Raw genomic sequence first — 16,215 nt, 5'->3', positions numbered from 1 at the left:
AGGGGTGGTGGTTCACCCTCCGGAGTACTCGCGTTCGGGCGCGTGGACGCGGCCCCTGACGCGACCTTGACGCCGACCCGTCACGGCTTGACGTCATCCTGACGAATCGGCGTTCGCAGGCAACCTGACCACCTGCGCGGCGTAGGACAGCCCGGCCCCGAACGCGATCAGCAGGGCCGTGCCGCCCGCGGGGGCCTCGCCGGACCGGAGCAGCGTGTCCATCGCCAGCGGGACCGACGCCGCCGACGTGTTCCCGGATTCGACGATGTCGCGCGCGACCGCGGCATCGGGCGAGAGGCCCAGCCGCTTGGCGATGATGTCGGTGATCCGGAGGTTCGCCTGGTGGGGGACGAAGGCGTCCAGCTGCTCGGGCACGACGCCCGCCCGGTCCAGCGCGGCCCTGGCGACCTTCTCCATCTCGAATGCCGCCCAACGGAACACGGCCATCCCGTCCAGCTTGACGGTCGGCCGCGGGCCGGTGGGATTGTCGCGGTATACGTCCCAGGACGGGGCCTGGCAGATCACGTTCGCCTGCGACCCGTCCGAGCCCCACTCGACCGGTCCGATCCCTGGAGTCTGCGACGGTCCCACCACCACGGCCCCGGCGCCGTCGGAGAAGATGAACGCGGTGGTCCGATCGGTCAGGTCGAGGCACTCGCTCATCCGCTCGACGCCGATGACCAGGACGTGCTCCGCGCTGCCGCCGCGGACCATGTCGGAGGCGACCGCCAGCGAATGACAGAAGCCGGCGCACCCGGCCGAGACGTCGAAGGCGGCCCCGTAGACACCGAGCCGGTGCGCGATCTGCGGGGCGACGGCGGGCGATTGGTACAGGTAGGTCGACGTCGCGACGATCACGCAGCCGATCCGCTCGGGCGCAACCCTCGACGACGCCAGAGCCCGGTGTCCCGCCGCGACGGACATCTCGAGGATCGACTCCTCCGGCCCGGCGAACCGACGCGTCTTGATCCCGGAGCGGGTCTGGATCCACTCGTCGCTGGAATCGATGCTCTGACAGATCTCGGCGTTGTCGACGATGCGGGACGGCCGGTACACCCCGAGGCCGAGGATGGCGCTGTGTGGTGAGCCGGTGGTGGCGGTGATCGGGGCGGCCATCGTTCATCTCCTGATGCGGCGGATGTTGCCTTGCCGCTTCAGCATGGGTCCTGGCCGGGCCAGACGATAGGCACCCTAGGGGGCATCGATCGCACCCTAGAGGGTGTCTCCTAGATGGTGGCCCGTTCCGCGCCAACCGCGAGGTCGTCGAGGGCATCAACGGCCCTCATCGCTCCTCCAAGAGCCCGCGCAGGTACTCGGCGGTGTCCGGGCGCGCGGCATCGACGGCCATGACGATCCGTTCGCGGCGATCGTCAGCGAGCGCGGCGAGCGCACCGATGAACTTCGGGAGTTCGTTCCTCCGACGCATGAGCAGCGCGTTGAGGAAGTCGGGCACCTCCCGCCAGCGCGCGCCGTGGCCGAGCTCCATGATCGCGAACACGCGGTCGAAGTTGCTCGGGAAGTCCTTCTCGTTCGTCCAGGCGCGATCGACCCGACCGCTCTCGCGGAACGCCTCGGCCGCGGATCTCCAGTCCTCGGGCCAGTCGTCCGGGATCGGATCGAGCACCGGCTTCCTGTTCGTGCCGCCGAGTGCCTCGTGGATCGGTTCCCACTGTTCGTCGTCACGGACCCAGCGGCCGACCGTTCGGCGCACGAGCGCTCGCTGCGCATCGCCCCAGGTATCGGTCGCCGTGAGGAACGCGCCGCTCGCGTCCTCGGCACCCGTGACGAACATCGAGCCGGTGCGGATGCTGTGGTGATCCCCGCGCGACTCCAGCCAGTTCGGCAGCACCCGGGCGGTGGCGGCACCAGCCGTTGTCGGATCGGCTTGCGAGAGAACGCCGTAGGCGGCCTCGTAGATGCCGTAGTCGTCGAGCGGGTGCAACGACCACAGGATCGCCTCGATGGTTTCCGGATCGATCGCCCGCCCGTCGAGGGCGTCGAGCATCGCGAGGTACCGGTCGATGCCTGCCTGCTGGACGGCGTCCTCGTCATCGCTGAGCGGCTCCGCCTCGTCCTGATGGATGCTGCCGCCCAGGCGGATCAGCTCGTCCCGCCACGCCTGATCGCGGCCGCCCTCGTCACTCATCTCCGGTCCTTGTCCGATCCCGCTTGATGTACTTCTCGGCCAGTGCAAGTGCGGTGTCGTCGAGCGCGCGACCCGGCACGAAGAACGCCGCCTTCCCCGCCATGTTCCGAAACACGATGGTGCCCTTGATGCGCACCGCGCTGGAGAGCGAATTCCACGGGGCGCGCGATGATCCGAACCCGCCGTCCAACCCCAGCCCGTCCGCGTCGATCCGCACCGTGAGTCGCGATCCGACACCCATGCCGTCTTCGATTGCCTTCGTGGCAACGCGACGAAGGATGACCCCGAAGACGACAAGCAGCAGCATGAGGGCTGCGATCACCCCGAATGCGAACGCTCCGACCGGGCGACCCGACACCGCCGACACGATGCCGACGACCAGCGCGATCGGGAGCGCGATCGCGCCTGCGATCCGCAGGCGACGCGACACCGCCGCAGCGACGAAGGCCCGCCGGACAGCCGCCTTGTCCACAGCATCGATCGTGATGCTGTTCTCCCACACGGCCCGTGGCTCGCTTCCGTGCATCGCCGGCTCGGTGAGCGCCGCACGAATCCGCTCGTACGCCTGCCGAGTCTCGGGCGGCGCCAGGAAGTCATCCAACGGCGCCCCACTCGCCTCGAAGTCCGCCTGCTCGAGCAGCGCGATGCCCAGTGCGGCGATCCGCTCCGGCGATCGTTCCTCCAGATAAGCGGCCCACGCCTCCAGCGCGGTGATCGCGCGCAGGAGATCCGGATCCATGTCGCCATCCGACAGATCGCCCTCGTCGATCTCCCCGATCCATACCCGAAGCTGCTCGGCAGAGGCCGTACCCGCTCCGTCGGCCGCCGCGCTGACGGCGCGTGCCCCGGCCTCCGTCAGCTCGGCGGCCGCCGCCGCAGCCACGCCATCCGCTGTGAGGAGTTCCCGCGTGACCGCGAGCCCGAACTCGGCCTGCGCCTGGGCCGTAGCGTGGGTTGCACACTCACGAACGGCGTTCTCGACTTCCGCATAGCAGGTCATCATTCGTCGTCCTCACCTTCGGCCTGCCATGCAGCTTCAAGTTCTTCGAGCACAGTGGGCGGCATACCCTCGTCCCATCCGTTGGACTCCACGTATCCGCGGATGTCGACGGCGTCTCCGGTGACGGACTCGAACATCACATCCGGGATCAACCATCCCGGATCGTCGTGTGCGCCCAGCGCTTCCGCCGTCCAGTCCTGGCCGGGATGCCTCGGGTTCCCGGTCGGAGTCGAGAGGTCGTTCGCCGGGTCGAACGACGCACCGGCGCCCGCCACCGTGCCGGAGACGACACGGTCCTGCAGCACATGCACATTCGCCCATCCCGCGCGATTGACCGACGGCACATCGGCCTCGCTGCGGAACCTCTGGTAGTAACCCGGCTGGGAGTACCAGTACAAGGCCGCCGCGGTGGCACGATCGAGCTTCGGATGCGCGGCCATCCATGCGATCAGGTCGGACTTGCCGTCGTAGTTCATCGCGAGTGCCGTCACCAACCACTCGGTCGCGGACGCACTCTCCAGGAACTCGCGCATCAGGCGCAGCTCCAGCTCGTCGAAGTCAACGCCCATAGTTCACCTTCCCCAGCGGGACCGGTGTCGGATTCGATGCGACCCACGCGACCGCGAGTTCGCTCAGGCGATACACCTGCGCGTCATCCCCGTCGCCGGATTTCAAGGCCCGCGAGAGGCTTTGGGCCTCCTGCAGTTCGCCGGCCGGGAGCGGGGTGCCGCTCGCGTAGTGCTCGGGCAGCGCGGCGAGCATGTGCCTGAAGTCGCGGCCCCAGTTCGGGCTGCCGTCGTCGAGGATCTCCCGCGCGATCCGTCCGGTGAGGCGGACCACCTCGCCCTGCACGGTCGTCGCAGGGCCGTTCGACGGCACCAGCAACTCCCAGAGCGCCTGATGCTGGTCCTGCCACGCGCCCGTGGGAACCGCGATCGGCGAGACGCCGTCGTGCCGCCGACGCCCGGCAACGGGCGTGACGCCGAACAACCGGTAGAGCTCCGTGAGGCCGGCGTCGGTCTCGTCGAGGAAGTCGGGGTTGAAGCTGTCCCGGTGGAACTCGAACTCGGTGCCGATCCGGGTCGCCGCGGCCCGCATCTCCTCGGTGACGGGATCGCCGGCGTCGAGGAGCAGCTTCGCGACCCGGGCCATGCCAGGGATGACGAAGTTCCGCGTCCGACGAAGACCATGCAGCATCGGGGTCTCGCCCGCGCCGTTCAGAGCGCGGGCATCGGCGCCGTGTTCGAGCAGCACCCGCGTCGCGTCGGGGCGTTGGCCTCCCGCGGCGGCGTGCAGGGGCGACTCGCCATACCGGCTCGGTCGTTGGATGTCCGCCCCGAGCGACAGCAGGAGCGGGATCTGCTCCGCGCGACCCCTCGATGCTCTCGTCCAGAGTGGGGTGTCCTCATAGAGGTCCGCGGCGTCGACATCGAGTCCCTGCTCGACCAGCCAGATGATCAGCTCGTCCGGGCACCCGACGAATCCGATGGCGGTCTGCTTGCTGGATCCGCCGCGAGCATCGAGCATCGACTTGTCGAACACCGCCTTCAGATCGTCAAGCGATTCGGTCTTCAGCTTCTCGTCGAAATCCTTCGGCAGGGTCCTGCGCTTCGCCACGAGGGCCTCCTTGTATCGGGTCCATCTGCCCGGGTAGTTGATCATCGGGCGGAACCCGAGCGGCAGGCGGGGAAGAGTAGCGTCGTGGATGTCGAGGGCAATTCGTATATGCGCGGTCAAGCCATGTCGTCCTCGGCGCTCAACCGGTCCGCAGGCGAAGGGCCGAGAACTGGAGCGCCGCCATGGCGTCGAACCCGACCGATGTGTCGAATTCTCAAGCAGATTCTGCGTCTCCCGACCCTGCTCAGGCGCTGGAATCGTCGCCCTCCTGCCCGGCGTGCCCACACAGCCTGGAGTCCCACGATGCGCTCGGTATCCGGTTCTGCGCCGCGACCACGGACCGTCACCTCGAGCGGAAGTGCATCTGTGCCGGTGAACAGGTGATCGGGCAGCATTACACGCGGTACTGAACGAGAAATCGCCTTCGACCGGATTCGGCTCGCGGGCAGCGAGCCGAATCCGGTCGTGCGTTCACCAGCCGGACCCGGAACCGCCCGATCCGGTGTTGGCGAGGATGGTGCCGATGACCATTTGCGCAATACCGGCGACAGAGCCAACAAATTCCACGGTGTCCTCCGACTTTCCTCATCGCCGATTGTCCGGCGTAGCCAAGAACTTAGCCTAGCTATCTTGTGAAAGCGCTGTGTTTCCACAAGCTCCTGGCCGCAGGCCCCTAGCCGCCCAGCTTCTTGTAGAAAGTGCCGACGATCGGCGCGACCACCGCGCGCGGGCTGTACTGGCCCGCCACCGACATGCCCTTGCTCAGGATGCCCGGCACCACGCGCATCTTGTTCTTCGCGAGGGAGTCCAGCGACAACTTGGCGGTGTACTCGCTGGAGATCCAGAAGAAATCGGGGACCAGCTTGTCGACGATCGAGGCCTCCGCCGGGTCCGGGATCTCCGTACGCACCGGGCCCGGTGCGAGCAGGGTGACGTGCACGCCGGTGCCGGTGAGCTCACCGCGCAGCGACTCGGAGAAGGTGTTCACGAACGCCTTGGTGGCCGCGTAGGTGGCGTTGTTCGGGATCGGCATGTTGCCCGCCGCCGATCCGACCATCAGGATGCCGCCGGAGTCCCGCGCGAGCATTCCGGGCAGCACGGCAAGCGTGAGGTCGTGCACGGCAACGGCATTGAGCTCGACCTGGGCCCGCTCGTAGGCGGGGTCCAGCTCGGACACCGGGCCGAACGTGGCGATCCCGGCGTTGTTGCACAGGATGCTGATCGGGCGTTCGGCTAGCTCGTCGACGAGGCCCCCGCGCTGGTCCCGATCGGACAGGTCGACCGCGCGGACCTCGACCTCGACGCCGTGCGCCGCGGTCAGCTTCGCCGCCAGCGCGTCGAGCAGGTCGCCGCGACGGGCCACCAGGATCAGCGAGTATCCGCGCGCGGCCAGGTCGGTGGCCAGCGCCTCGCCGATGCCGGAGGAGGCGCCGGTCACGACCGCGCGGGAATCAGGGGTGGGGGTAGGCAGGCTCACGGGCTCAGGCTAGCGGGTCAGATCGCCGCCGCGAGGCGGGTGCCCTGCTCGATGGCCCGCTTGGCGTCCAGTTCGGCCGCGACGTCCGCCCCGCCGATCACGTGCGTGGTCACCCCGGCCGAGGCCAGGTCGCCTTCGAGCTCACGCACCGATTCCTGACCCGCGCAGATCACCACGTTGTCGACGGCGAGGACCTGCGCCCGTTCGCGCTTCTCGCCGAAGGTGATGTGCAGCCCCTCGTCGTCGATCCGCTCGTAGTTCACACCCGAGAGCTGGTGCACGCCCTTCTTCTTCATGGCGGCCCGGTGCACCCAGCCGGAGGTCTTGCCGAGTCGTGCGCCGATCTGGCCGGGCTTGCGCTGGAGCAGGTACACCTCCCGCGGCGACGGCTCGGTCGTGGGCGCGGTGAGCGAGCCTGGTGCGGTGTCGGACTCGGTGACGCCCCACTCCCGCTTCCACTCGTCCAGGTCGAGGGTGGGGGAGCTGGCGTGGGTGAGGTACTCGGAGACATCGACGCCGATGCCGCCCGCGCCGATCACCGCGACGCGGTCGCCCACCGGCCTGCCGTCACGGACCAGTTCGGCATACGAGAGCACGCTGGCGTGGTCGATGCCGGGGATGCTCGGAATCCGCGGGGTGACGCCGGTGGCGAGGACCACCTCGTCGTACCCGCCCTCCGCGAGGCGGCCTGCATCGACCCTGGTGCCCAGGTGCACCTTCACGCCGTTCAGTTCCAGCTGCCGGGTGTAGTAGCGGATCGTCTCGGCGAACTCCTCCTTGCCGGGGATCCGCCGGGCGATGCCGAACTGGCCGCCGATCTCGGCGCCGGCCTCGAAGAGTTCGACGGTGTGGCCGCGCTGGGCGAGTCCGACGGCCGCGGCCAGGCCCGCGGGTCCGGCGCCGACGACGGCCACGCTCTTCGCCCGCCTCGTCGGTGCAAGCACCAGCTCGGTCTCGCGGCCTGCGCGGGGGTTGAGCAGGCAGGACACGTTCTTGCGGACGAATGCGTGATCGAGACAGGCCTGGTTACACGCGATGCAGGTGTTGATCTCGTCGCTGCGATCGGTCTCGGCTTTGCGGACCCAGTCGGGATCGGCGAGCATCGGCCGGGCCATCGAGATCAGCTCGGCGTCGCCGCGGGTGAGGATCTCCTCGGCTACCTCCGGCATGTTGATCCGGTTCGACGCGCAGACCGGGATCGACACGGCCGCGGCGACCTTGGCGGTGAACTCGACGAATGCGGCCCGCGGTACGGAGGTGACGATGGTGGGCACCCGAGATTCGTGCCAGCCGATGTCGGTGTTGATGATCGTGGTGCCGGCATCCTCGAGTTCGTTTGCCAGGGCTGAGATCTCGTCCCAGGTCTGGCCCTTCTCCACGAGATCGGCCATGGACAGCCGGAAGACGATGATGAAGTTCGGCCCCACCGCCGCGCGGGTGCGCCGCACGATCTCGACCGCCAAGCGACGCCGGTTCTCGGCGCTGCCGCCCCACTTGTCCGTGCGCTTGTTGGTGCGGGCCGCGAGGAACTGGTTGATGAAGTACCCCTCGCCGCCCATGATCTCGACGCCGTCGTAGCCGGCGGACTGGGCGAGCTCCGCGCAGCGCACGTAGTCGTCGATGGTGCTCTCGACGCCGCGGCCGGTCAGCGCCCGGGGCCGGAAGGGGTTGATGGGGGCCTTGATCGAGGAGGCCGACACGCTCAGCGGCTGGTAGGAGTACCGGCCCGCGTGCAGGATCTGCAGGGCGATCTTGCCGCCCTCGGCGTGCACGGCGTCGGTGACCTCGCGGTGCAGCTTCGCGGCCTTGCGGGTGGTGAGTTTGGCCCCGAGGGGCAGCAGCCAGCCGGTGCGGTTCGGTGCGTAGCCGCCGGTGATGATGAGGCCGACGCCGCCGCGGGCCCGCTCGGCGAAATACGCGGCGAGCTTCGGGATGTCGCGAGTCCGGTCCTCGAGCCCGGTGTGCATCGAGCCCATCACCACGCGATTGCGGAGCGTGGTGAAGCCCAGGTCCAACGGGGACAACAGGTTCGGGTACGGGTTGCTCACGTGGGCGGCCTTTCGGGTCGGACTCGGGCTGGAGTGGTGGGGTCGGGGTCAGGGGCGCGGGAGCGGAGCCCGCGGAGCGACCAGGGGGCGCGGGAGCGGAGCCCGCGGAGCGACCAGGGGTCACAGCGCATCGAGCACCTCCTGGCACCAGGCGGTGAAGCCCTCCTCGACGCGGATGCCGCCACGCAGGACCAGGTACTGGTGCAGGTCGGTGCCGGACAGCCGGTCGGGTGCGGGGAAGTCGCGCTTCTCGATCAGTCGGTAGACCTCGAGCCGCCGGGCGTGGTCGTCGCGGTGCCTGCCGACCTCGGCGCGCACGTCGTCGAGGTCGCCGAAGGATGCGGCGCGGATCTTCACCGCCAGCTCGTTGCGCAGGTTCCCGGCCTCGGTCGGTTCCGCGATCCACCGCCGCAGCTCGGCGCGGCCGGCGTCGCTGACGCGGTAGACCCTCTTGTCCGGGCGGCCGTCCTGGCCGACGGTCTCGCCGTCCACCCAGCCGGCCTCGTCCATCCGCTTGAGCACGCGGTAGATCTGCTGGTGGCTGGCGTTCCAGAAGTAGCCGATGGACTTGTCGAATCGACGCGCGAGCTCGTATCCCGACCCGGAATGTTCGGAGAGCGAGACCAACAGCGCATGTTCGAGTGCCACGGGATCGAGTATCTATGCAACGAGGAGACTATGCAACTGAGTTCATATCCACGCAGTTGATTCCTGCCGGCGAACGCCGGCCCGAGACGGTCAGAAGACCCAGCGGAGCGCGGCCACGATCTCCCGGGGGCTCGAGTCGGCGAAGCGTGCCACCTCGGCGCGTCGGAGGTCGGCGACGGTGGCCGCGAGCTCCGGCCCGAGCGCCGCCCCCAGCACGGCGTCGGCCTCGAACGCGTCGGTGGCCTCGGTGAGCGTGCCCGGTAGCGCGCGGATTCCGAGCCGGGCCCGCTCGTCCTCGCTCAGCCCGGCCGGGTCGACGTCCACCAGCCCGGGCAGGTGTGAGCGCTCGGCGAGCCCGGCCAGGCCGGCGAAGATCAGCGCGGCGATGCACAGGTACGGGTTGGCCGACTGGTCGAGGACCTTGACCTCCAGGTTGGCCGCGCGGCTCTCCTCGCCGCGGCTGCCCGTGATCAGGCGCAGCGCGGTCTCGCGGTTCTCGTGGCCGCACGCCTGGAACGGGGCCGCCCAGTGGCCGGGAACGAGCCGCAGGTAGCTCGCGACCGAGGGTGCGCCGACGGCGAGCAGGGCGGGCAGCCGGTGCAGGATGCCCGCCGCGAAGGACTCCGCGGCGTCCGTCATGCCGCAGGGCCCGTCGCCGCCGTCGTGCAGGTTCACCCCGCCGCGCCAGATGGACAGGTGCACGTGGCCGCCGTTCCCGACGCCGTCGGCGACCACCTTCGGGGAGAAGGAGGCGCGCAGGCCCCGGTCGGCGCTCAGCGCCCGGATCGTCTCGCGTACCAGCACGAAGGTGTCGGCGGCGCCGAGCGGATCCTCGGCGGCCACGGACAGCTCGTACTGCCCGGCCGCGTACTCGGGGTGGATCTGCTCCACCGCGACGCCCTGTTCGCGCAGCGCGGTGAGCAGGTCGGCCAGGTAGTCCGAGTGTTCGACGAGACGGGTGAACCCGTAGGCGGGCCCACGGGTGGCGGGCACGAAGTCGTCCTGGTCGAGCCCGAGGGTCCATTCCACCTCGATCGCGGACTTCGCGGTCAGGCCGGCGTCGGCCAGTGCCGTGACCGCGCGACGGGTGACGTCCCTGGCATCCTGCGGGTGCGGAGTACCGTCCTGCGTGTAGCGGTCGGCGGGCGCCCACGCCCAGCCGGGCTGCGCGGCGAGTGCGACGGTCCGGTTCAGGTCCGGCAGCAGCCGCAGGTCGCCAACGGGCCCACCCGCGCAGCGGCCCGCGATGATCGAATCGTCGGTCGCGAACGCGTCGAACACCGGCGACGCGCCGACGCCCCAGGCCGCGGCGTTCGCCAGCCGATCGACCGGGACCGCCTTCGTCCGGGTGATCCCGCTGTTGTCGACCCACGTGAGCGCCACCCCGACCACGCCCTGATCGGCCAGCCGCGCCGCCACCGGGCCGGCCTCCGCGGCCCGCCGCTCACGCTCGTCCCGGTCCATTGCGGCTCCTTCGCGCGGTCTCTGATCAGCGGCGATTGCCGTTCAGCGGCAGAATGGCGGTCATGGCACGATCCTCAGACGATACGTCGGCGCGGCCATCGAGACCGGGCGAACGGCGCCTGGAGGAGCTCGTCGGACAGATCGCGCTCGTCGACCACCACTGCCACGGGATCGTGCGGGGCCCACTCGACCGGGCCGGGTTCGAATCGCTGCTCTGTGAGGCCGATGCGCCCGGTCGCTGGCACGGGACGCTGTTCGACACCCAGGTCGGGCTCGCGGTCCGGCGCCTGTGCGGCCCCGTGCTCGACCTGCCGCCGCACGCGCCCGCCGACGACTACCTCGCGCGCCGCGCCGAGCTCGGCCCCGTCGAGGTGGCCCGGCGGCTGTTTCGGGGCGCGGGGATCTCCGAGTTCTTCGTGGACACCGGCTTTCGGCCCGACGGACTGACCTCGCCGGACGAGCTGGCCGCCTGTGCCGGGGCCTCGGCGCGGGAGATCGTCCGGCTCGAATCGGTCGCGGAGCGGGTGATCGCCGTCCATGGCGCTGGCGATTTCGTCGAGGCCTGCCGGGACCGTCTGGCGGCCGCGGCGGCGACCTCGATCGGCTTCAAGTCGATCGCCGCGTATCGGGTCGGTCTGGATCTGGCCCCGGAGCGTCCGCCCACGAACCAGGTGGCCGCCGCGGCTGCACGGTGGGCTGCCGGGATCGAGCGGGGCGCGCCGATCCGGATGGCCGACGAGACCCTGATCAGGTTCCTGATCTGGACCGCCGTCGATCTCGGCCGGCCGATCCAGTTCCACACCGGATTCGGCGATGCCGATGCGGATCTCGGCCGCTGCGATCCGCTGCTGCTGGCGCCGCTGCTGCGGGCAACGGCCGGTCGCGGGGTACCGATCATGCTGCTGCACACCTACCCCTTTCATCGGAACGCGGGCTGCCTGGCGCAGGTGTTCGACCATGTCTTTGTCGATGTCGGCCTCGCGGTGCAGAACGTCGGGAGCCGGGCCGGACAGGTGGTGGCCGAACTGCTCGAACTCGCGCCCTTCGGTTCGGTGCTGTTCTCCTCCGACGGCTACGGGCTGCCGGAGCTGTTCCACGTCAGCGCCATGCTGTTCCGCCGCGCGCTGTCGGACTTCCTGGCGGCGGGAGTCGATGGCGATGCCTGGTCCGAGCGGGACGCCGAGCGGATCGCGTACCTGATCGCCGCGGAGAACGCCCGCCGCGCATACGGTCTCGACGACGGGGGAGCCGGACGCGGTTCGCTCGCCTAGGCTCGCGGTCATGGGCCCCGAGGCGATCGGTACCGGCGTCACCCGCAAGCAGGTCTTCGCGTGGGGGCTGTGGGACTGGGGCTCGGCCGCGTTCAACGCCGTGATCGTGACGTTCGTCTTCTCCGTCTACCTCACCGACGCGGTCGGCGACGACCTGCCGGGCTCGATCTCGGCGAGCACGTGGCTCGGCTGGTCGCTCGGCGCTTCCGGCCTGCTGATCGCGGTCCTGGCGCCGGTCGCCGGGCAGCGCTCGGACGCGACCGGGCACCGGCGACGCTCGCTCGCGTTCCTCACGGCGGCGGTGGTGGTCGTGATGGCGGCGATGTTCCTGATCGAGGACCGGTACCAGTACCTGTGGGCCGGGCTGGCCCTGCTCGGCATCGGGTCGGTCCTGTTCACGCTCGCCGAGGTGCCCTACAGTGCGATGCTGCGCCAGGTGTCCACCCCGGCGAATGTGGGCAGGGTGTCCGGGTTCGGCTGGGCGATGGGCTATTTCGGCGGCATCGTATTGCTGCTGGTCTGCTACTTCGGGTTCATCGTCGGCGACGGCGACACCCGCGGACTGCTGGGCCTGAGCACCGACGGGGGATTCAACATCCGGATGGTGGCTCTGGTGGCGGCACTGTGGTTCGCGGCGTTCGCGATTCCCGTATTGGTCGCGGTACCGGAGCTGCCCCGCACGGAGGCTGATCCAGGAGCGGCCCAGGCGGGGTTCTTCGCGTCCTACGGTGTGCTGTGGCAAGACCTCAAGGAGCTGTGGACGGCGGATCGCCGCACCGTCGGGTTCCTGTTTGCCAGCGCGCTCTTCCGTGACGGCCTGGCCGGGGTGTTCACCTTCGGGGCGGTCCTCGCGGTCAATGTCTACGGCATCGCGTCCTCCGACGTGCTTCTCTTCGGCGTGGCCGCGAACGTGGTCTCCGGGGTCGCGGCGCTGGCGGCCGGGCGGTTCGACGACACCCTCGGGCCGAAGACGGTCATCGTCGCCTCGCTCGTCGCGATGCTGGTGGCCGGCGGGATCCTGCTGGTGGTCTCGGGTCCGGTGGCGTTCTGGGTGTTCGGGCTGCTGCTGTGCGTGTTCGTCGGCCCCGCGCAGTCGGCGTCGCGGACCTTCCTCGTGCGGATCACCCCGACCGGGCGGGAGGGGCAGATGTTCGGCATGTACGCGACCACGGGCCGGGCGGTCTCGTTCCTGGCGCCGACCCTGTTCGGGGTGTTCGCGTGGCTCTTCGCCAGCGATCGGGCCGGCATCGTCGGTCTGCTCGTGGTGCTGGCGCTCGGGCTGGCGGCGGTGCTGCCGGTGCGGGCGCCCGAGCGCGACTACCGCCGCGAACCCTCGTCGGTCTGAACCTTGAGCTTGTCGGCGAACAGTCGTCGCTGCACGATCCAGCCGGCCGCGGCGAGCGCGATCCAGAGCAGGGTCGAGGTGACCTGCTCCCAACCGGCTTCCGGTTCGTGCAGGAAGGAGAGGGTGTCGCTGGTTCGTCCCAGACCGGCCAGGATCATGCTCGCGCCGCCGATCGAGGTGAGCCACAGCAGCGCCCTGGCCCGGTACTTGTCGGCGAGGAACGCGGACGCCACCGCGACCGCGAGGATCACGATCCCGCTGAGCGCCCAGTTGTTGTCCCCGGGCTGCAGGACGTCCGCGAGCTTCGCGCCCGCCATCGCGCCGGTCAGGCCGCCGATGAAGTAGGCGGAGAACTTGAAGATCAGCGTGGTGACCACCCACGAGGCGACGGCGCCGATGAGCGCGAACAGGATCAGCGTCGTCAGCGAGGCGTTGAACAGGTCCGCGATCAGCCAGCCGAGCCCGAAGCCGGCGGCGAGCACGGCGACGTGCAGCGAGCCGATGCCCCAGAAGCAGAGGACGACACCGACCAGGAGTACCGCGATCCCGCTCATTTTTCGTTCCCTTCGATTCGCGCGAGGACCGCTTCGGCCAGCGCGTCGGGTGCTTGTTCCGGTATCCAGTGGCTGACGCCGTCGAGCTCGACGAAACGGTAAGGGGCGTCGACGAATTCGCCGCAGCGCTCCGCGCCGGCGCGGCCGAGCGCCTCGTCGGCGGAGCCCCAGACGTAGGTGGTGGGCACCCGGACCGGGGGAATGCCGCCGAAGTCGGCGCGCATGGCGCGGTACCAGGACAGCGCGGCCGTCAGCGCGCCCGGCTCGGTGAGGGCCCGCACGTGCTCGGCGACCTGATCGGGATCGAGGTCGCCGTACGCCGCGCGCAGGCGCTTGGCGTCGTCGTCGAGCAGCAACTTCTCCGCCACCTGGCCATCCCGGAAGACGCTGATGTAGCGCGACCGCTTCTGCTGGTCCGCGTCCTCGCGCAGCGCCCAGCCGAACGCCGACGGGTGCGGAACGGACACCGCGGTCAGGCTCTCGACGCGTTCGGGGTGGTGTGCGGCGAGCCACCAGGCGACCACCGCACCCCAGTCGTGCCCGACCACGTGTGCCGACGCGATGCCGGTGGCGTCCATCAGGGCCACCACATCGGCGCCGAGCAGTTCGATCGAATAGTGCTCGACACCGACCGGTCGGGCGCCGGGGGAGTAGCCGCGCTGCGACGGCGCGATCACCCGGTGTCCGGCCGCGGTCAGCAGCGGGGTCAGCGGGCGCCAGCAGGCCGAGGTCTCCGGGAAGCCGTGCAGCAGCACGATCGGGGGGCCGTCGGCGGGACCGGAGTCCTCGACGTCGAAGGTGAGTCCGCCGGCGGTCACTGCGGTGTGAGTACGATCGTCCACGGAATCCATTTGTCCCTCAACGCTCGTCGTTGCATACCCGGTATGGGCTGAGATTACCGCTCGGGCCTCGAAAAGGGCGACATTCGTGGGCGGCCCCGATCGTGCCCACTTCGGCCGTGTGCCCGGGGTTTGTGACGATGAGGTGAGCGCATCGGCCGATCCGGTTCGTCCGGTTCCGGAAGCATGCTAAGTATCTCTTGGTACCAGGTGACCCGGCGTGGTACTTGAGGGGTTTTCGGGAGTGAACTGTGACGATTGCCAATGGTGGGGTCCGCGATGACGAGCCCCTGCGAATCGCCGGACGGTCGGTGGCGAACTGGCTGGACGCCGCAGCGACCGACCTGACCGCCGCGGTGATCGAGCGCCTCGTCGACGACCTGCCGATCTACAAGGAGCTGCCGCAGGAGGTGGTGCAGGGCGAGATCGCGGACATCGTGCACCACAACATGGAACTGTTCGCGACGCTCGTCCGTGAGCGTCGGCCCGGGCGCAAGGCAGAGTTCGTCGAACAGCGGAACTCCTCGGCCAGACGCGCGGAGGAGGGCGTCCCACTCGATGCCGTGCTGCACGCGTACCACGTCGGCATCGGGATGGCGGCCGAGGAACTCTTCGCCGACGCGGAACCCGGCGACATCGGCGACGTGCAGACGATCATGGTGATGGTGCTCGATTTCCTGCGCCAGTTGACCCTCGAGGTGAGTTCGTCGTACCTCGAGGAGCGTCAGATCATGGACAGTCAGGAGAACTCCGGCCGCCGCTCACTGATGGCCGCGCTGGTCGCCGGGGAGCCGCTGGATGCCATCGCGCAGCGAACCGGGCTCCGACTCGCCCCGCACTATCTCGCGATGAGTCTGTCGATCGGGGAGCACGTCGACGAGCGCGGCGACGGCGTCAGCGGGACGGTCGCGGGCAGGCGAAAACTGCGCAGGCTGCAGGCCGAGTTGGACCGGATCACCGGGGAGCCCGCGCTCACCGTCATCGACAGCAGTGGGGGGACGGCCCTGATCCCGTGTCCGGGGAACCCGCCGGAATGGGACGTGCTGAAACGGATGGTCGATCGCGCGCAGGCGGTGGTGGGCACCGAGATCCGGGCGGCGGCGCTGGTTGCTGCGCCCGCCGAGGTGCCCGCGGCGGTGGAGCAGACGGCCGAGATCATCGCGCTCATCTCGCGATCGGGCCGCCCACCGGGGCTGTACCGGCTGCGCGACGTGCTGCTCGAGTATCAGCTGAGCAGGCCTAGCCCCGCACACCCCGAACTGGCAGGCCTGCTCGAGCCACTGGTCGCGAGGCCGGAGCTGATGCAGACTCTCGAGGCCTATGTGGCGAGCGGACTGAACCGCCGCGCGACGGCGTCCGCGCTCCAGGTACACGCCAATACCGTCGACTACCGCATGCGGCGCGTCGCGGAGCTGACGGGGCTGAACCCGGCGGACCCCGCCGACCTCCCGCACGTGGGGGCGGCGCTGGCGGCCCGCAGGGCGCTCGCCTGAGCGGAGGGCCCCGCGGACCGTCTCGGGCATAGTGGAGGGCTCGCGGCGATCCGGCGCCGCGACCACGAGGGGGATTCGATGCGGTTGGTTCGATGGACGGTGACGACCCTCGGGTGGGCGGCGGTGCTGGCGGCCGCGGTGGGTGTCCTCGCGCACTACCTGGACTCGACGGTCACCGTGCTCGTCGTGCTCGCGTCGTTCGCGCCGTTCCTGATGGCGTGCGGCGTGGTCGGCCTTGCGGCGCTGGCTTGTACTCGCCAATGGGTCGGGACGGTGGTCGCGGCGGTGGTGGTGGCGGCCGCGGCGTGGACGC

The 16,215-nt window shown here is 69.9% G+C and carries 15 protein-coding genes; 4 read left to right on the top strand and 11 right to left on the bottom strand.

From position 1 onward, the window contains the following. Positions 1-93 precede the first annotated feature (93 nt). The 5 genes from JOE46_RS08655 to JOE46_RS08635 form a co-directional block, all read right to left on the bottom strand. On the bottom strand, positions 94-1,116 hold the full coding sequence (locus JOE46_RS08655) for a beta-ketoacyl-ACP synthase III (protein ID WP_097211485.1): 1,023 nt from the start codon (positions 1,114-1,116) through the stop codon (positions 94-96). 166 nt (positions 1,117-1,282) lie between these two features. Beyond that, positions 1,283-2,146 (bottom strand): hypothetical protein, encoded by an 864-nt coding sequence (locus JOE46_RS08650; protein WP_097211484.1) that lies wholly within the window; start codon positions 2,144-2,146, stop codon positions 1,283-1,285. Next, positions 2,139-3,146, bottom strand: coding sequence for a hypothetical protein (locus tag JOE46_RS08645; RefSeq protein WP_146179115.1), 1,008 nt, complete (start codon positions 3,144-3,146; stop codon positions 2,139-2,141). Before JOE46_RS08645 ends, JOE46_RS08650 begins: the two co-directional genes overlap by 8 nt. Beyond that, on the bottom strand, positions 3,146-3,715 hold the full coding sequence (locus JOE46_RS08640; protein ID WP_097211482.1) for a DUF4274 domain-containing protein: 570 nt from the start codon (positions 3,713-3,715) through the stop codon (positions 3,146-3,148). The genes JOE46_RS08645 and JOE46_RS08640 overlap by 1 nt, the downstream gene beginning before the upstream one ends. Further along, on the bottom strand, positions 3,705-4,883 hold the full coding sequence (locus tag JOE46_RS08635) for an ankyrin repeat domain-containing protein (RefSeq protein WP_245220987.1): 1,179 nt from the start codon (positions 4,881-4,883) through the stop codon (positions 3,705-3,707). The genes JOE46_RS08640 and JOE46_RS08635 overlap by 11 nt, the downstream gene beginning before the upstream one ends. A 62-nt stretch (positions 4,884-4,945) precedes the next feature. Here JOE46_RS08635 and JOE46_RS08630 point away from each other — a divergent pair, with 62 nt between their 5' ends. After that, positions 4,946-5,173 (top strand): RGCVC family protein, encoded by a 228-nt coding sequence (locus JOE46_RS08630; protein ID WP_245220986.1) that lies wholly within the window; start codon positions 4,946-4,948, stop codon positions 5,171-5,173. A 263-nt stretch (positions 5,174-5,436) separates the two neighbouring features. On the opposite strand, the gene cmrA is transcribed toward JOE46_RS08630, so the two are convergent. The 4 genes from cmrA to JOE46_RS08610 all read right to left on the bottom strand — a co-directional run bounded on the left by cmrA (position 5,437) and on the right by JOE46_RS08610 (position 10,400). Then, entirely contained in the window at positions 5,437-6,240 is an 804-nt protein-coding gene (gene cmrA / locus JOE46_RS08625) for a mycolate reductase (RefSeq protein WP_097211480.1), read from the bottom strand. Between the two features lie 17 nt (positions 6,241-6,257). Then, the gene (locus tag JOE46_RS08620) at positions 6,258-8,288 is read right to left on the bottom strand and encodes an NADPH-dependent 2,4-dienoyl-CoA reductase (RefSeq protein ID WP_209926880.1); all 2,031 of its coding nucleotides are present in this window, start codon (positions 8,286-8,288) and stop codon (positions 6,258-6,260) included. A gap of 120 nt (positions 8,289-8,408) precedes the next feature. Then, positions 8,409-8,936, bottom strand: coding sequence for a PadR family transcriptional regulator (locus JOE46_RS08615; protein WP_077042177.1), 528 nt, complete (start codon positions 8,934-8,936; stop codon positions 8,409-8,411). Positions 8,937-9,026: 90 nt separating this feature from the next. Continuing rightward, positions 9,027-10,400, bottom strand: coding sequence for a glutamine synthetase family protein (locus tag JOE46_RS08610; protein ID WP_097211478.1), 1,374 nt, complete (start codon positions 10,398-10,400; stop codon positions 9,027-9,029). A gap of 62 nt (positions 10,401-10,462) precedes the next feature. On the opposite strand from JOE46_RS08610, the gene JOE46_RS08605 reads away from it, so the two are divergent. Next, positions 10,463-11,671: an amidohydrolase family protein gene (locus tag JOE46_RS08605; RefSeq protein WP_209926879.1), complete on the top strand. Its 1,209-nt coding sequence runs from the start codon at positions 10,463-10,465 to the stop codon at positions 11,669-11,671. 10 nt (positions 11,672-11,681) lie between these two features. Beyond that, entirely contained in the window at positions 11,682-13,016 is a 1,335-nt protein-coding gene (locus tag JOE46_RS08600; RefSeq protein ID WP_209926878.1) for an MFS transporter, read from the top strand. On the opposite strand, the gene JOE46_RS08595 is transcribed toward JOE46_RS08600, so the two are convergent. Both JOE46_RS08595 and JOE46_RS08590 read right to left on the bottom strand, forming a co-directional pair. Next, complete coding sequence (locus JOE46_RS08595; protein ID WP_097211476.1) at positions 12,989-13,570, bottom strand: DUF4203 domain-containing protein; 582 nt, start codon at positions 13,568-13,570, stop codon at positions 12,989-12,991. The two genes, JOE46_RS08600 and JOE46_RS08595, sit on opposite strands and share 28 nt — an antisense overlap. Beyond that, complete coding sequence (locus JOE46_RS08590; RefSeq protein ID WP_374102886.1) at positions 13,567-14,412, bottom strand: alpha/beta fold hydrolase; 846 nt, start codon at positions 14,410-14,412, stop codon at positions 13,567-13,569. The genes JOE46_RS08595 and JOE46_RS08590 overlap by 4 nt, the downstream gene beginning before the upstream one ends. Positions 14,413-14,660: 248 nt before the next feature. Here JOE46_RS08590 and JOE46_RS26930 point away from each other — a divergent pair, with 248 nt between their 5' ends. Next, positions 14,661-15,902 carry a CdaR family transcriptional regulator gene (locus JOE46_RS26930; protein WP_209926876.1) on the top strand — a complete coding sequence of 414 codons (1,242 nt, stop codon included), beginning with the start codon at positions 14,661-14,663 and terminating at the stop codon, positions 15,900-15,902. Positions 15,903-16,215: the final 313 nt, after the last annotated feature.

It is taken from the genome of Rhodococcus sp. PvR099 (genome assembly GCF_017833315.1).
GTDB lineage: Bacteria > Actinomycetota > Actinomycetes > Mycobacteriales > Mycobacteriaceae > Rhodococcus_G > Rhodococcus_G oryzae.
This window is presented reverse-complemented; position numbering and strand designations above follow the sequence as displayed.

What these genes read in the sequence shown, in the direction of transcription:
- JOE46_RS08645 (WP_146179115.1), bottom strand. Translation starts at nt 3,146, where the DNA reads ATGACCTGCTATGCGGAAGTCGAGAACGCCGTTCGTGAGTGTGCAACC.
- JOE46_RS08600 (WP_209926878.1), top strand. Translation starts at nt 11,682, where the DNA reads ATGGGCCCCGAGGCGATCGGTACCGGCGTCACCCGCAAGCAGGTCTTC.
- JOE46_RS08650 (WP_097211484.1), bottom strand. Translation starts at nt 2,146, where the DNA reads ATGAGTGACGAGGGCGGCCGCGATCAGGCGTGGCGGGACGAGCTGATC.
- JOE46_RS08605 (WP_209926879.1), top strand. Translation starts at nt 10,463, where the DNA reads ATGGCACGATCCTCAGACGATACGTCGGCGCGGCCATCGAGACCGGGC.
- JOE46_RS08640 (WP_097211482.1), bottom strand. Translation starts at nt 3,715, where the DNA reads ATGGGCGTTGACTTCGACGAGCTGGAGCTGCGCCTGATGCGCGAGTTC.
- JOE46_RS08630 (WP_245220986.1), top strand. Translation starts at nt 4,946, where the DNA reads ATGGCGTCGAACCCGACCGATGTGTCGAATTCTCAAGCAGATTCTGCG.
- JOE46_RS08595 (WP_097211476.1), bottom strand. Translation starts at nt 13,570, where the DNA reads ATGAGCGGGATCGCGGTACTCCTGGTCGGTGTCGTCCTCTGCTTCTGG.
- JOE46_RS08655 (WP_097211485.1), bottom strand. Translation starts at nt 1,116, where the DNA reads ATGGCCGCCCCGATCACCGCCACCACCGGCTCACCACACAGCGCCATC.
- JOE46_RS08610 (WP_097211478.1), bottom strand. Translation starts at nt 10,400, where the DNA reads ATGGACCGGGACGAGCGTGAGCGGCGGGCCGCGGAGGCCGGCCCGGTG.